Annotated in this window: 13 protein-coding genes; 11 read left to right on the top strand and 2 right to left on the bottom strand. The window is 65.5% G+C overall.

Annotated features, from left to right (window positions below):
• Positions 1-100: 100 nt before the first annotated feature.
• Complete coding sequence (locus JQ603_RS13175; protein WP_018641158.1) at positions 101-1000, bottom strand: LysR substrate-binding domain-containing protein; 900 nt, start codon at positions 998-1000, stop codon at positions 101-103.
• A gap of 66 nt (positions 1001-1066) precedes the next feature.
• Positions 1067-2035, bottom strand: a complete 969-nt coding sequence (locus tag JQ603_RS13170) for a LysR family transcriptional regulator (RefSeq protein ID WP_212339879.1) — start codon at positions 2033-2035, stop codon at positions 1067-1069.
• Positions 2036-2171: 136 nt separating this feature from the next.
• On the opposite strand from JQ603_RS13170, the gene JQ603_RS13165 reads away from it, so the two are divergent.
• From JQ603_RS13165 to JQ603_RS13115, 11 genes are all read left to right on the top strand, one after another.
• Complete coding sequence (locus JQ603_RS13165) at positions 2172-3485, top strand: cation:dicarboxylate symporter family transporter (RefSeq protein ID WP_212339878.1); 1314 nt, start codon at positions 2172-2174, stop codon at positions 3483-3485.
• Between the two features lie 18 nt (positions 3486-3503).
• Positions 3504-4538 carry a PdxA family dehydrogenase gene (locus JQ603_RS13160; protein WP_212339877.1) on the top strand — a complete coding sequence of 345 codons (1035 nt, stop codon included), beginning with the start codon at positions 3504-3506 and terminating at the stop codon, positions 4536-4538.
• On the top strand, positions 4528-5982 hold the full coding sequence (locus JQ603_RS13155) for an MmgE/PrpD family protein (RefSeq protein ID WP_212339876.1): 1455 nt from the start codon (positions 4528-4530) through the stop codon (positions 5980-5982). Before JQ603_RS13160 ends, JQ603_RS13155 begins: the two co-directional genes overlap by 11 nt.
• A gap of 17 nt (positions 5983-5999) precedes the next feature.
• Positions 6000-7436 carry an MmgE/PrpD family protein gene (locus JQ603_RS13150; RefSeq protein WP_212339998.1) on the top strand — a complete coding sequence of 479 codons (1437 nt, stop codon included), beginning with the start codon at positions 6000-6002 and terminating at the stop codon, positions 7434-7436.
• Between the two features lie 45 nt (positions 7437-7481).
• Positions 7482-8453 (top strand): Bug family tripartite tricarboxylate transporter substrate binding protein, encoded by a 972-nt coding sequence (locus JQ603_RS13145; protein WP_212339875.1) that lies wholly within the window; start codon positions 7482-7484, stop codon positions 8451-8453.
• Positions 8454-8469: 16 nt separating this feature from the next.
• A complete protein-coding gene (locus tag JQ603_RS13140; protein WP_212339874.1) occupies positions 8470-9258 on the top strand; it encodes an SDR family NAD(P)-dependent oxidoreductase in 789 nt (262 codons plus the stop codon).
• Positions 9258-10076 (top strand): alpha/beta fold hydrolase, encoded by an 819-nt coding sequence (locus JQ603_RS13135; protein ID WP_212339873.1) that lies wholly within the window; start codon positions 9258-9260, stop codon positions 10074-10076. The genes JQ603_RS13140 and JQ603_RS13135 overlap by 1 nt, the downstream gene beginning before the upstream one ends.
• 65 nt (positions 10077-10141) lie before the next feature.
• Positions 10142-12301: a carboxypeptidase-like regulatory domain-containing protein gene (locus tag JQ603_RS13130; RefSeq protein ID WP_212339872.1), complete on the top strand. Its 2160-nt coding sequence runs from the start codon at positions 10142-10144 to the stop codon at positions 12299-12301.
• 59 nt (positions 12302-12360) lie between these two features.
• Positions 12361-13152, top strand: a complete 792-nt coding sequence (locus JQ603_RS13125; protein WP_212339871.1) for a fumarylacetoacetate hydrolase family protein — start codon at positions 12361-12363, stop codon at positions 13150-13152.
• A gap of 195 nt (positions 13153-13347) precedes the next feature.
• Positions 13348-14136, top strand: a complete 789-nt coding sequence (locus tag JQ603_RS13120; RefSeq protein WP_212339870.1) for a transporter substrate-binding domain-containing protein — start codon at positions 13348-13350, stop codon at positions 14134-14136.
• Positions 14137-14274: 138 nt separating this feature from the next.
• Positions 14275-14691: a hypothetical protein gene (locus tag JQ603_RS13115; RefSeq protein WP_212339869.1), complete on the top strand. Its 417-nt coding sequence runs from the start codon at positions 14275-14277 to the stop codon at positions 14689-14691.
• The last annotated feature ends 10 nt before the right edge of the window (positions 14692-14701 follow it).

Below are 14701 nucleotides of genomic sequence, written 5' to 3'. Positions count from 1 at the left end.
ACGGAGATCGAAGCAGACGCCGAGCAATGTCCGATCGCGTGACGGGTGGACGCAGTTGGGGTCGTCTTCGGGGTATCTTTGACCACCTCTGCGATACACTTCAGGAAAGCTCAATCGGTGCGCCGCGACCGCTGAGCTCTTCGTCGAGACGCAGATAGTGCGCGAGATAGTCGTGCAAGGCGGTTGCGGCCTTCGAAGTGGCGCCGCTCGACTTGTAGAGCAAGAGCTCGATCTTCGGCAGTGGCGGCAGACCTTCGTTCGGGCCGATCTCGCGCATCGCCGGCACCAGCGCGCTGCGGCCGAGCACGGTGACGGCCATACCGGCGAACGCCGCGGCTTGCAGGCCGCCGACGCTTTCGCTGACGCAGGCGATGCGCCAGCGCAAGTTTGCGCGCTCCAACGTGTCGATGGCGTAGTCGCGATAGATGTTGCCGGGCGGCAAGAGCGCCAGCGGGATCGGGCGCTCCTGGTGTGCGGCGGATTGCTCGCCGGTCATCCAGACCAGTTGCTCGCGCCGCACCACCTGGCCGCCGGTGAAATCGTTCATGCGGGTGACGAGCGCGATGTCGACGTCGCCGCGCTTGACGAGGCCGACCAGCGGTGTCGACAGCGCGCAATTGAGCTCCACCTGCACGCGCGGAAATGACTTTCGGAACACGCTGAGGATCTGCGGCAGCATGAACGCCGCGTAGAGGTCGGGCGTGCCGAGCACGACCTGGCCCTCGATCTCCTGTGACGCCAGCTGCGAGATCAGCTCGTCGTGCAACCTCAGGATGGATTTTGCGTAGGTCAGGACCGTGGTGCCGTCATCGGTCAGCGTCAGCCTGCGGCCGCCATGCTCGAACAATTGCTTGCCGGTCAGCTCCTCCAGCCGCTGCAATTGCAGCGTGATCGCCGGCTGGGTGCGGCCGAGCCGTCGCGCGGTCTCGGTGATGCTTCCTGTCTCGACCACCGAGATCAGCGACCGGAGCATGCGGATGTCGAGGCTGATGAGGTTCATACGGTGTCCATGTCGCCCAGAATTTATGCAAGTTCCGTGCTAAGGCCGGATACCCCCTGATGTTTCCTACCTCGCTCGCGGCGCTGAAGAAGCGGATTTTCCCGCCGGCCGGCCCTTGCGGACCGCATTCCAGAAATTCTCGGCCGCCCGGGTCATGCGGGCCCGCGTGCGGAACAGCGAGACGCTGATCGGAATATCCCATTCCACGCCGCCGGCGCGCAGCAGGCGTCCGCTGTCGAGATCGGCGCGGACGAGGGTCAACGGCGCCCATGTCACACCGCGCCCTTCGCGCGCCATGTCGATCAGCAGCATGACCGGCGCGGCGAAGCCCGGGGCGAGCCAGGCCGACGGATCCTTCGCCGCCAGGAACGAGGTGACGAGCCGGCCCACGCCCGAGCCCGGATGATAGGCGAGATAGGGCAGCGGCGCCCCCGATGCGCCGGGCAGCGCATAGCGCGCCTGCGGCTTCTTGCTGCTGCGCCCGCCGCGGCCCGGCTTTGTGGCCGGTGCGCTGATCGGGATCAGGGTGTCAGTCGCAAGCTCGATGCGCTGGAAGCGGTCCATGTCGAGCCGGCTCACCAGCGAAGGGTGATAGTGCGCCAGCATGAAGTGAGCCTGCGCATCCAGCAGCAGCTTCTCGCAGCCGGCGAAATTCGAGGCGACGAGCTGCACCGCCGCGCCGGCCCGCGCGCTTTCTGAACTGCGGATCCACTGCGGGAAGAAGGTTTGCGACAGCGCATGCGTTGCCGCGAAGGTGACGGTCTCGGCCTTCAGCCGCGCCACCTCCAGCGCTTCTTCCCGCCCGACCTGGACCCGGCGTAGCACGTCCTCGGCCACCGGGCGGAAGCTCTCGCCCGCGGCCGTGAGCGTGACCGTATGCGTGGAACGTTCGAACAGCGGCGTGCCCAGCCACTCCTCCAGCGACCTGATGCGGCGGCTGAGCGCGGGCTGCGTCACATGCCGGCGCTCGGCCGCCCGCGAGAACCCGCGCTCGTCGGCGATGGCAAGGAAATCCTCCAGCCAGATCAGGTCCATAATAACGTTTTGTCCTCAAATCATACCGATACGGCATTAGCGCCTGAAACGCTGCTGGTCCAATGTAAACGGCATCGCGAGACAAGAACAAAGCGCCACCTTCGCATGGCGCGTCGATGCCGTTGGAGGAAGTGAATTGCAGGTTGCCGCAACGCCGCTGTCCGAGCCCCTGTCGAGCCCGGTCTCGGAACGCCGTCGCAAGCCGCTCTGGCGCGAGCAATATGTCCTGGTGGTTGCCGGCGCCGCGCTCGGCGTGCTGTTCGGCGCCCTGTTTCCGGCCATTGCCGTTGAATTCAAGCCGCTCGCCGACAGCTTCATTTCGCTGATCAAGATGACCATCGCGCCGCTGATCTTCCTGGTCGTGGTCACGGGTATTGCGCAGGTCGGCGACATGAAGGCGGTCGGCCGCATCGGCCTCAAGGCCTTCGTCTATTTCGAGGTCGTCACGACCCTGTGCCTGATGTTCAGCTTCGTCGTGGTGCGCTGGGTGCAGCCCGGCGCGGGCGTGGCGCGCGCCACGGCGCAGCAGGCGGAGACCGTCGCCCGCTATTCGCAGGCCCATGTCGGATCGCTGTCGGCCTATATCCAGCACATGATCCCGGAAAGTTTTGTGGGCGCGTTCGCGGCCGGTGACGTGCTCCAGGTCCTCGTGCTCGCGCTGCTCTGTGGCATCGGCTTGTTGCTCTTGGGCGACAAGGCCGCGCCGCTGCGCTCCGGCATGGAGCGGGTGACCGAGCTGGTGTTCAGCGTCGTGCATGTCGTCGTGGCGCTGGCGCCGATCGGTGCATTCGGTGCCATGGCGTTCACCGTGGCGAAGTTCGGTGCCGCCACGCTCTATGCGCTGGCGCTGCTGGTCGGCACCGCCTGGGCGATGATGGCGTTCTTCATCTTCGTCGTGCTCGGCACCATCTGCCGCATGGCCGGCATCCGCCTGATGGATCTGCTGCGCCTGTTGCGCAACGAGCTGCTGGTCGTGCTCGGCACCTCATCGTCGGAAACCGCCATTCCCGGCATGATGGAGAAGCTGCCGAAGGCGGGCGTCGGGCGGGCGGTCGCCGGCCTCGTCATTCCCTCCGGCTATTCCTTCAATCTCGACGGCGTCGCGCTGACGCTGCCGCTGTCCACGATCTTCGTCGCCCAGGTCTACGGCATCGAGCTTTCGGCCGCGCAGCAGCTCAGCTTGTTCGTGGTGATGCTGTTCACCAGCAAGGGCGCGGCCGGCGTCACCGGCGGCGCATTCGCTGCGCTGGCTGCGACCGTTGTCGCGGCCGGCCTGCCCGCGGAGGGGCTGGCGCTGCTGCTCGGCATCGACCGCTTCATGTCGCTGGCGCGCGCCATCACCAACACCATCGGCAATGCGGTGGCCGCGATCGTCGTCGCGAAATGGGATGGCGAATTCAACCGGGAGGACTGGGCGCAGTCCGCCGCTCAAATCCAAGCAGTGAAATAAGGATCCAAGGTTTCTTCCATGACTACCAGCACCAATGAACTGCCCGTCATCGCGTTGACGCCGGGCGATTGCACCGGCATCGGCCCCGAGCAGATCGCTCGTATCCTGTCCGATGACCGGCTCGCCGATGCCGCGCGCCTCGTCGTGGTCGGCGATGCCCGCGTGCTCGAGATGGGCATGGCGCATGCCGGTGTGAAGCTGAAGCTCGAGCGGATCTCCTCGCCCAAGGCGGCAAACTGGGGCCGCGGCACGGTGCAGGTCGTCGACTTGGGCAATACCGATCCCGCCAAATTCCAGATCGGCAAGGCCAGCGCCGAATCCGGCCGGCTGACCGGCGAGACGCTGTCGCGCGCGATCGATTTCTCCAAGGCGGGCGAGGTCGATGCCATCACCTTCGCGCCGCTCAACAAGCGCGCGATGTTCGACGGCGGCTGGAAGTTTCCCGACGAGCACAAGATGTTCGCCAGCCTGCTCGGTCACAAGACCTACTTCTCCGAGATGAACGTGCTCGACGGGCAGTGGATGTCGCGCGTCACCGGGCACCAGTCGCTGCGCGAGGCGCTCGACGGCATCCATCCGGAGAGCATCACCGACTCGATCGTGCTGGTCGATCGCATGATGAAGAGGGCCGGCGTCGCCAGGCCCCGCATCGCGGTCGCGGCGCTCAACCCGCATGCCGGCGAGAACGGCCTGTTCGGCCGCGACGAGATCGAGATGATCCGCCCGACCGTCGAAGCCGCCGCGAAGACGGGCATTGCCTGCACCGGGCCTTACCCCGCCGACACCGTCTATATCCGCGCCTTCGCCGGCGAGTTCGACAGCGTGGTCGCGATGTATCACGACCAGGGCCAGATCGCGACCAAGCTGCGCGGCTTCAACCGCGGCGTCACCGTTACCGCTGGGCTCGAGACCGTCTTCACCACGCCGTCGCACGGCACGGCGTTCGACATCGTCGGCAAGGGGGGGGCCAACACCGGTGCGCTGGAGAGCGCGGTCCGCCTTGCCGCGAAACTGGTATCGATCAAGGTCAAGGAGGCTGCCTATGCAAACTGATCGCAGGACCCTGCTCCAGGCCGCAGCCGCGCTTCCGCTCGCCACCGCCGGCGCCAACGCTGCCTTCGCGCAAACCCCGGCCGCGGCGCCTGCCGCCGCACCGCCCAAGGAGGTCACGCGCGCGCTGGCGCGTTATCTCGTCACCGCGAGCTATGACGATCTGCCCGCCAATGTCCGCAAGGAGGGCGTCCGCACGCTGCTGAACTGGGTCGGCGTCGCCATCGGCGGCTCGCATCACGAGACGGTCGATATCGCGGTCGCAGCGCTCGGGCCGTTCTCGGGCCCGCAGCAGGCCTCGCTGTTCGGGCGGCGCGAGCGGTTCGACATCATGAATGCCGCCTTCATCAACGGCGTGTCGAGCCACATCTTCGACTATGACGACACCCATCTGAAGACGATCATTCATCCGGCCGGTCCCGTCGCCTCCGCCATTCTCGCGGTGGCGGAAATGCAGCCGGTCTCCGGCAAGGACTTCTTGAACGCGCTGGTGCTGGGTGTCGAGACCGAGTGCCGGATCGGCAACGCGGTGTATCCGAACCATTATGATGTCGGCTGGCACATCACCGGCACCGCCGGCGTGTTCGGTTCCGCGGCGGCCGTCGGCAAGCTGCTCAAGCTGAACGAGCAGCAGATGACCTGGGCGCTTGGCCTTGCCGCATCGCAGCCGGTGGGCCTGCGCGAATCCTTCGGCTCGATGAACAAGAGCTTCAATCCCGGCCGTGCCGCCTCGAGCGGCATCTTCGCGGCGATCCTGGCCTCCAAGAACTTCACCTCGTCGGACGCGATGATCGAGGCCAAGCGCGGCTGGGCCAACACGATCAGCACCAAGCAGGACTACAACGAGATCCTGGGCGATCTCGGCAAGCGCTATGAGGCGGCGCTGAACACGTACAAACCCTTTGCCTGCGGCATCGTCCTGCATCCGGCGATCGATGCGGCGATCCAGCTCCGCAACGAGAACAAGCTGACGGCCGACCAGATCGAACGGGTCGACCTCAAGGTCCATCCGCTGGTGCTGGAGCTGACCGGGAAGAAGACGCCCAAGCTCGGCCTGGAGGGCAAGTTCAGCATCTACCACGCGGTCGCCGTGGCGATCGTCGAGGGTGGCGGCGGCGAGAAACAGTTCAGCGATCGCGCCGTGGCCAACCCGACTGTCGTCGCACTGCGCGGCAAGGTGAATCCGGTCATCACGCCGGGCATCAAGCCGGAGCAGGTCGATCTCACCATCGTGCTCAAGGACGGCCGCACGCTCAATCGCTACATCGAGCACGCGATCGGCAGCGTCGAGGTGCCGATGACCGACAAGCAGCTCGAGACCAAGTTCTCCGATCTCGCGGACGGCATCATTCCTGCCGCGATGATCAGGCGTGTCATGGACGCATGCTGGAACGTCGAAGGTCTGGCGAGCGCAGCGGAAATCGCCAAGATGTCGGTCTCGTCCTGATTCTGGAGTCTATTGGAATGCCCTCACGTCGCCGTTTCCTTCAATCCGCCGGCTCGATTGCCGCTTTGGCCGCAACAGGCGGCCGTACGGCCCTCGCGGCAGGCCCTGGCGTCACTGAGCGGCTTGCGCGCTACATGGTCGCCGCGCGCGACCAGGAGCTACCCGAAAAGGTGCTGCTCGAATGCAAGCACCGCATTCTCGACACGCTCGGCGCGATCGTGTCCGGCGCGCGCATGCGGCCGGGCGAGATGGCGCTGAAATATGTGCGCACGCTCGGCGGCGAGGCGCAGGCCTCCGTCGTCGGCTCCGACTTCCGCACCACGGCGGTCAACGCGGCGCTGGCCAACGCCATGTGCGCGCATGCCGACGAGACCGACGATTTCGAGCCGGTAACCAAGGCGCATCCGGGATGCGCGGTGGTGCCGGCCGCGCTTGCGTTCGGCGAGCGGGAGCATCGCAGCGGGCAAGACGTCATTCGTGCCGTCGCGCTCGGCTACGACCTGACCTGTCGCCTCCTGATGGCGCTGGGGCCGGATCTCGTGCGCGGCTCGCATCGCAGCGCCGAAGGCACGTCCTCGACCTTCGGCGCGCTCGGCGCCGCCGCCTCGCTGGCGCGGCTCGACGAGAAAGGGATGCGCTATGCGATCTCCTATTCATCGCAGCAGGTTTCCGGCCTGTGGAGCTGGGTGAAGGATCACGACCACATCGAGAAGGCGTTCGATTTCGCCGGCATGGGCGCGCGTAACGGCGTCATGGCCGTCGACATGGTCAAGAACGGCCTGACCGGCGTCGACGACGTGCTTGACGGCACGCATAATCTTTTTATCGCGCTGTCGACCGATCCGAAGCCCGAGGAGATGGTGAAGGACCTCGGCAGCCGCTTCTATGTCACGGAAACGGCGATCAAGACGTTTTCGGTCGGCTATCCCATCCAGTCGCCGCTGGACGCGACGCTGACGCTGCGCAAGCAGCATGGCCTCACCCCCGATAAGGTGAAGAGCATCCTGGTCAAGCTGCCCACCGACGCGATGGGCATCGTCGGCGAGAGCGCGATGCCTGACGTCAATTGCCAGCACCTCGTCGCGGTCGCGCTGGTCAAGGGGGCCGTATCCTTCAACGACAGTCATGACGTCGCGCTGATGCGTGATCCAAAAATCCTGGAGCAGCGCGCCAAGGTGACGCTGGTGGGCGACAAGGCCCTGATGGATCCGGCCGCGCCGCGCGGCGCCGTCGTCGAGGTGACATTGACCGATGGCAAGAACGTGGAGCACTTCACCAAATATCCGCCGGGCACCAAGGAAAATCCGCTGAGCACGGAAGCCGTTGCGGCGAAAACCAGGGATCTGATCGCGCCGGTGCTGGGCGCCGAGAAATCGGAGAAGCTGATCGAGCAGATCAACAATCTCGAAAAGGTCGACGACATCGGCAAGCTGAGGCCGCTGATGACGACCTGAGATCTCGGGGCGGCCAACGATAAATAAAAGGGGAGGAAACGCCTGATGTACCGATACTGCCGCCGCTGGGTTCTCGCCGTCTGCGGCGCCATCCTGCTGTCCGGTCCGACGCTCGCGCAGGATTATCCGTCCCGTCCGGTCAAGATCATCGTGCCGTTCCCGGCCGGCGGCTCCAACGACATCATCGCCCGCATCGTCGCGCAGAAGCTCGCCGAGCGGAGCGGGCAGACGTTTGTCGTCGAGAATCGTGGCGGTGCCGGTGGCAATATCGGTGCCGAGACGGTCGCGAGCGCCGATCCCGACGGTTACACTTTGCTGCTGACGGCGCCGCCGCCGCTCACGATCAATGGCTCCCTCTACAAGAAGCTGCCGTTCGATCCGGCCAAGGCGTTTGCGCCGGTGGCATTGATCGCCTCCGTGCCGATCGTCCTGGTCGTCAATCCGTCGGTGCCCGCAAAGAATGTCGGCGATCTGATTGCGCTCGCCAAGGCCAAGCCGGGGACGATGAATTTCGGCTCGTCCGGCATCGGCTCGACCAATCATCTGGCCGGCGAGCTGCTCAAGAGCATGGCCGGCATCGACATCGTCCATGTGCCCTATCGCGGTGCCGCGCCGGCGATGAACGATCTGCTTGCCGGGCAAATCCCGTTCATGTTCGACAACATGCCGGCGGTGCTGCCGCAGGTTCAGGGCAAGGCGATCAACGCGATCGCGGTGGCTGGCGCGAAGCGCGCGGATGCGTTGCCCGACGTGCCCACTGTTGCCGAGACCGTTGCCGGCTTCGAAGCGTCGTCCTGGTTCGGACTGGTGGCACCTGGCAAGACGCCCGCGCCGGTGCTCGCCAAGCTGAGCAGCGAGGTCGAGACCATTCTGAAGATGCCCGATGTCAAAAAGCGGCTTGCTGAGCTCGGAGCGGAGCCCGGCACGGTTTTCGGCGCCGCCTTCGGACAATTCATGACGGATGAGACCGCAAAATGGGGCAAGATCATCAAGGCCTCCGGCGCCGCGGTGGATTAGGTGGGATGATGGCGTCATGGATTTGAATCTGGGCGGCAAGGTCGCAATCGTCACCGGCGGCAGCATCGGCATCGGCCGGGCGATTGCCGCCGAGCTCGCGCGCGAGCAGGCGCATGTCGTGATCGTCGCGCGCGACGCCGAGCGGCTCGCGGCGGCGGCTGGCGAGATGTCGCGCGACACCGGCCGGCGCGTGATCGCCTGTGCCGGCGACATGACCAAGCCGGACGACATTGTGCGGGCGATGAACACGGCGCGCGAAGCCTTCGGTCGCATCGACATTCTCGTCAACAATGCCGGGGCATCGCCGATGGGCCGGATCGCGGAGACGCCGGATGCGATCTGGGCCAAGTCGATCGAGCTGAAGCTGCTCGGCTACATGCGCTGCGCCCGCAACGTTCTGCCCGAGATGCGCGACCGCCGCTGGGGTCGCATCATCAACATCATCGGTCGCAGCGGGCACCAGCCGCGCGCGGCCTATATGGCGGGCGGCGCGGTCAACGCGGCGCTGCTCAACTTCACACTGGCGCTCGCCGAGGAATGCGCGCCCGACAATGTGCTGGTGACCGGCGTCAATCCGGGGCCGGTGCAGACCGAACGCTGGGACAGCCTGGTCGCGCAGGGCGCGGCGATCGCCGGGCAGGATCGCGGCGCAGCGAATGCTGCGGCGATCGCTTCGGTGCCGCTCGGGCGTGTCGGGCAGCCGCATGAGGTCTCCGGCCTCGTCGCGTTTCTCTGTTCAGACCGCGCATCCTTCATTACTGGAACCTGCATCAATGTCGATGGCGGTGGAACGAGGTGTATCTAATGGCTAGCGAACTCAGGAAGATCGGTGTCAGCGAGGATTGCGAGCTTGCGGTTCGCCTCGACGACTATCTCCTGCCTTGGGACACCAGGCCACCGGTCGTGATGCTGCACGGGCTGGCCGAAAGCGGCGAGGCGTTCCGGCGCTGGGTGCCGTATTTCGCCACGCATCATCTCGTGGTGCGGCCGGACTTGCGCGGCTATGGCGATTCGACGCCGATGCAGGGCGACTATGTCTATCGTTTCGCAGGCCTCGGTGACGACATCATCCGGATGCTGGACGCGCTGAAGCTCGACCGCGTGTTCCTGATCGGTGGCAAGATCGGCGGCACGCTGGCCATGCATCTGACGGCAAAGCACCCGGATCGTGTGATCGCGGTCGCCGCGGTCGGTGCGCCGGCTTCGCTGACCTCGTTCAACGAGCGGGCGCCGACCTGGCGCAAGCAGATCCGCGAGCAGGGCGTCGAAGCCTGGGTACGCGAAACCACCGCCGGCCGGCTCGGCTCGTCACTGCCGCCGGCAGCGCTGGACTGGTGGATCAGTCTGATGTCGAAGACCAAGGCCTCGACGCTGGAAGCGTTCCTCCAGATGGTGCCCACGGTCGACGTCACCGGCGAGCTGCCGTCGATCAAGCGTCCGGCGCTGGTCATCACCACGACCGGCTCCGGTCTCGGCAGCGTCGATTCCGTCAAGGCGTGGCAGGAGACGATCCCGGGCTCGAAGCTCGAAGTGTTGCCCGGCGATTCCTACCACGTCGCCGCCACCGACCCCGACGTCTGCGCGCGAAAAGTGAGGGAGTTCTTCGACCGGCTCAAGGCATGAGAGACAAGTCCGATTGAGGCCCGATAGAGGCCCGGACGAAACACAAAAAACGATGGGAGGGAATGATGAGCTTGAGGCGAATGCTTGCCGGCTATCTCGGCGCGACTGCGCTGCTGCATGCCGGCGCTGCGATGGCGGCGACGGTGGAGATATCCGCCCATGACATTGGCGGACAGGTGATCAGCGACAAGGGCGCGGAAGCCGGCGTCTGGGTGATCGCCGAAACGAAAGACCTGCCGACCAAATACGCCAAGGTGGTGGTGACCGACGATCAGGGCCGGTTCGTCATCCCGGATCTGCCTGCGGCCAGCTACAAGGTCTGGGTCCGCGGCTATGGCCTGCAGGACACCGCGCAGCAGGACGCCCATCCCGGCAAGGTCCTCGACTTCAAGGCCGTTCAGGCCTCGCCGAAAGAGGACGCGCAGAACTATCCGGGCATGTATTGGTATTCGATGCTCGACATCCCCAAGCCGGAGGAATTTCCCGGCACCGGCGACAAGGGCAACAAGATGCCCGAGACCATGAAGTCGCAGGCCCAGTGGGTCGATACGGTCAAGAACATGTGCCAGTCCTGTCACGCGCTCGGCACGCGCGGCATCCGCGAAATCCCGAAAGTGTTCACCGACGGCTATGATTCCCACACGGCCTGGGCGGTCCGCACCCAGGCCGGCCAGGCCCAGGAATACATGGCCACCGTGCTCGCCAGCATGGGTCCGGAAAAGGTCTACGACCTCTTCTCGAAATGGACCGACCGCATCGCCGCCGGCGAATTGCCGTTCGCCAAGCCCGAGCGCCCCCGGGGCATCGAGCGCAACGTCGTGTTCACGATGTGGGACTGGGCGGCGCCGACGCGTTATCAGCACGATGCGATCTCGACCGACAAGCGCAACCCGCGCCTCAACGCCAATGGCCTGATCTACGGATCGTCGGAAGAAAGCTCCGACCTCGTGCCGACGCTCGACCCGGTGAAGAACATCGCCGGCACCATCAAGCACCCCTATCTCGATCCGAACACGCCGTCATCGACCGATGCGCCGCGCGGGCCGTCGGCCTATTGGGGCGACGAGCCGATCTGGGACGGCCACACCAGCATCCATAACGTCATGATGGACGAGCAGGGCAAGGTCTGGTTCACCGCGCGTCTGCGCCCGCCGGCCAATCCCGATTACTGCAAGCCGGGCTCGGACCTTCCCTCGGCGAAGGTCGCGCCGCAGGCAACCTCGTTGCGCCAACTGTCGCGCTTCGATCCCGCGACGGGCAAGTGGGACCTGATCAACACCTGCTTCACCACCCATCACCTCTATTTCGACGACGATGCCAACCAGACGCTGTGGACCAGCTCCGGCGGTCCCGGGCTCGGCGGCGGGCTGGTCGGCTGGCTCAACACCAGGCAGTACCGCGAAACCCTGGACGTCGTGAAGTCGCAGGGCTGGACGCCTTTGATCATCGACACCAACGGCAATGGCAAGCGCGATGCCTATGTCGAGCACAAGGATCCCGTCGATCCCACCAAGGACAAGCGCATCGCGGCGTCGTTCTACGGCATCATGCCGAGCCCGGTGGACGATACGATCTGGGGCCAGGCGATGGATCGCGGTTTCTCCCGCATCGACCAGCCCGGCTACATCGTGCGCGTCGTGCCTGGGCCGGACCCGGCGAACACTGCGCTCGCGGAAGTGTACCAACCGCCGGAGGGCACGTTCGGCCCGCGCGGGCTCGACATCGGCCTCGACGGCGTGGTGTGGACGGTCATGTCCAGCGGCCATCTCGCAAGCTTCGATCGCAAGCTCTGCAAGGGGCCGCTGAACGGCCCGACAACCGCCGACGGCAAGCAGGGTCCCGAGGGCTGGAAGACCTGGCGCATGCCCGGGCCGCAGTTCAAGGGGCTCGATGCCAGCGGCAGCGCCAACCACGCCTATTATGTCTGGGTGGATCGCTACAACACGTTCGGCCTCGGCGCCAACGTGCCGATCGCAAGTGCCAACGGAAGCGAGTCGCTGCTGGCGCTGGTCAACGGCGAACTGGTGAACCTGCGCAATCCCTACCCGCTCGGCTTCTTCACCAAGAATGTCGACGGCCGGATCGACGACCCCAACACCGGCTGGAAGGGCCGCGGCCTCTGGAGTACGACCGGGACGCGCGCGAGCTTCCACGGGGAGGGCGGCAAGGAGTCCTCGCCTAAAGTCTACAAGGTGCAAATGCGGCCCGATCCATTGGCCCATTGAGTGTTTCGCCCTATGAATAGCCACGCAGGAAACGAATGCCCAAGCCAGGGACTATGACGATGACAAAAACTTCACGACGTGACGTGCTCACCGCCGCAGCCGCGATGACCGCGGCGGGCATCGCCGAAGCAACGCCGGCCGCCGCGCAGGCCGCGCCCAAGCCGATATTCCCGGTGCCGATGGTCGCGATTCCGATTGTCGGCGAGACCCAGGTGTTCCAGGTCCGCCGCATCTATTGCATCGGGCGCAACTACGCCGCCCACGCGATCGAGCGCGGTTCGGACCCGAACCGCGAGCCACCGTTCTTCTTCCAGAAGCCGACGGACGCGATCCAGAACGTTGCGATCGGCGAGGTCGCCGACCATCCCTATCCCTCGCTGACCAAGAACTATCATCACGAGGTGGAGCTGGTGGCCGCGCTGAAATCCGGCGGCACCAACATCCCGGCGGAGAAAGCACTCGACCACGTCTACGGCTACGCGCTCGGCCTCGACATGACCCGGCGCGATCTCCAGAACGGCATGGCCGCTGAGAAGAAGCCCTGGGAGATCGGCAAGAGTTTTGATCATGCCGCGGTGATCGGCCCGATCCACCCCGTCAGCAAGACCGGTCATTTCGAGAAGGGCGCCATTTCGCTCGCGATCAACGGCACGGTGAAGCAGAACTCGGATCTCAGCAAGATGATCTGGAGCGTCGCCGAGCAGATCGCAAAGCTGTCGGAAGCGTTCGAGCTCAAGGCCGGCGACATCATCTATTCCGGCACGCCGGAAAATGTTGGTCCCGTGGTGAAGGGCGATGTGCTCCTGTGCAAGCTCGAAGGCTTGCCGGACATGTCGATCAAGATCGTCTGACCCTCTTCGCCTCTCCCCGCCTGCGGGGAGAGGCCGGAATTTGCATCAGCAAATTCCGGGTGAGGGGGCTCTCCGCGAGTCCAACTGTCACCGTCCCCGCGGAGACTCCCCCTCACCCCAACCCTCTCCCCGCAAGCGGGGCGAGGGAGCACACCGTCGGCTTTGTTGACGGGGCGTTCAACTTTGGAGGCGGAGATGCTGCGGCATGGTTTGATTGCTGCGTTGGGTTTGATTTTCATGATCGGCATTCCCTCCGCGAACGCCGAAGGCCCCAGCGATATCGCCCCCACCGGTACGTTGCGCGTGGCCGTCGCCGTCGGCCCCGCGGCATCGGCGTTCTGGACCACGCGCGATCCTTCGACCGGAAAGCCGCGCGGCGTCACCGTCGAGCTCGCGAGGGCTGCCGCCGACAGGCTGCACGTGCCGCTGCAACTCGTCGAATACCAGAGCTCCGACGAGATCGCTGCGGCCAGCAGCAAGGACGTCTGGGATCTCTCCTTCATGCCCGCCGACGTCAAGCGAGAGCAGTTCGTCGACCAGGGCCCGGCTTACGTCGCCTATATGAGCGGCTATCTCGTGCGTGCCGGTTCGGACATCCGCTCCGCTGCGGATGTCGATCGGGCCGGAATGCGTGTCGGTTGCATCGAGGGGACGTCGACATCGCGCACGGTCGAGAAGTCGCTGAAGCAGGCGAAACTGACGAAGTTCGTGAAGCCGGAAGAAGCCGCTGAACTCATTGGCAAGGGCGAGCTCGATGCGCTCGCGATGGGCATGGGCGCCCTGGAAGACCTGTCGCGAAAGCTGCCGGGAACGAAGGTGCTGGACGAGGTGATCCAGTCGACCGGCGTGGTCGTCGTCGTTCCCAAGGGCAAGACCGCGGCAAAGGTCTGGGCTGCGCATTTCCTGGATGAAGCCAAGGCGGACGGCACCGTGCGCCGCGCGCTCGACGGCAACGGGTTCACCAGCGACAAGGTCGCGCCGTAGTTGCGCTGATTGGCCTCCGGTGGGCTTTGCCCTTGAATTGCCGGAGTTCCATCGGCGATTGCCCCGTGTTGGGCAACGGACAAACGTCCTGCGGCCATATTTGAGTAAGAGTGGTCTTCCCTCGAGGGAGGCGCTCCGATGAAGAAAGCTCTGATCACTGCCGTCGTTCTGTTGGCCGGCGTGCCTGCGGGCGCTGCCGCACAGGAGCGTGCCGGTGCTGCGGCAATCGGAGCCGTGTCAGGCGCCGTGGTGTTGGGTCCGATCGGTGCGATCGCCGGCGCGGCGATCGGTTACACCGCCGGACCTGCAATTGCCCGGTCCTGGGGCGCGAGAGATTCGCGCTCGGCGCGACAGCGGCCGCCGCGTCGCGAGGCTTACCGCGCAGCCGGCACGCCGCCGCGCACGCGCCAGGCGATGGATGCCAGCGGTCAGATGAGGGCCGCCAGCAATCCGCCGGTTCAAGCCGCGCCTGTGGCGCAGCCTGTTCAAGCAGCTCCTGCGGCTCCTGCTGCGCCTGCGGAGACCACGCCGCCGCCCGCTCAGGGATTCGATTGAGGCCTCGTCT

The sequence above is a fragment of the Bradyrhizobium liaoningense genome (genome assembly GCF_018130825.1).
Taxonomy (GTDB): domain Bacteria; phylum Pseudomonadota; class Alphaproteobacteria; order Rhizobiales; family Xanthobacteraceae; genus Bradyrhizobium; species Bradyrhizobium liaoningense_B.
Note: the sequence above shows the minus strand (reverse complement) of the source record. Positions and strands in the feature narration are given on the sequence as shown.

Excerpts from the sequence above, each read along its gene's own strand:
- JQ603_RS13160 (WP_212339877.1), top strand. The coding sequence starts at position 3,504 with ATGACTACCAGCACCAATGAACTGCCCGTCATCGCGTTGACGCCGGGC.
- JQ603_RS13125 (WP_212339871.1), top strand. The coding sequence starts at position 12,361 with ATGACAAAAACTTCACGACGTGACGTGCTCACCGCCGCAGCCGCGATG.
- JQ603_RS13155 (WP_212339876.1), top strand. The coding sequence starts at position 4,528 with ATGCAAACTGATCGCAGGACCCTGCTCCAGGCCGCAGCCGCGCTTCCG.
- JQ603_RS13150 (WP_212339998.1), top strand. The coding sequence starts at position 6,000 with ATGCCCTCACGTCGCCGTTTCCTTCAATCCGCCGGCTCGATTGCCGCT.
- JQ603_RS13175 (WP_018641158.1), bottom strand. The coding sequence starts at position 1,000 with ATGAACCTCATCAGCCTCGACATCCGCATGCTCCGGTCGCTGATCTCG.
- JQ603_RS13120 (WP_212339870.1), top strand. The coding sequence starts at position 13,348 with ATGCTGCGGCATGGTTTGATTGCTGCGTTGGGTTTGATTTTCATGATC.
- JQ603_RS13115 (WP_212339869.1), top strand. The coding sequence starts at position 14,275 with ATGAAGAAAGCTCTGATCACTGCCGTCGTTCTGTTGGCCGGCGTGCCT.
- JQ603_RS13170 (WP_212339879.1), bottom strand. The coding sequence starts at position 2,035 with ATGGACCTGATCTGGCTGGAGGATTTCCTTGCCATCGCCGACGAGCGC.
- JQ603_RS13135 (WP_212339873.1), top strand. The coding sequence starts at position 9,258 with ATGGCTAGCGAACTCAGGAAGATCGGTGTCAGCGAGGATTGCGAGCTT.
- JQ603_RS13130 (WP_212339872.1), top strand. The coding sequence starts at position 10,142 with ATGAGCTTGAGGCGAATGCTTGCCGGCTATCTCGGCGCGACTGCGCTG.
- JQ603_RS13145 (WP_212339875.1), top strand. The coding sequence starts at position 7,482 with ATGTACCGATACTGCCGCCGCTGGGTTCTCGCCGTCTGCGGCGCCATC.
- JQ603_RS13140 (WP_212339874.1), top strand. The coding sequence starts at position 8,470 with ATGGATTTGAATCTGGGCGGCAAGGTCGCAATCGTCACCGGCGGCAGC.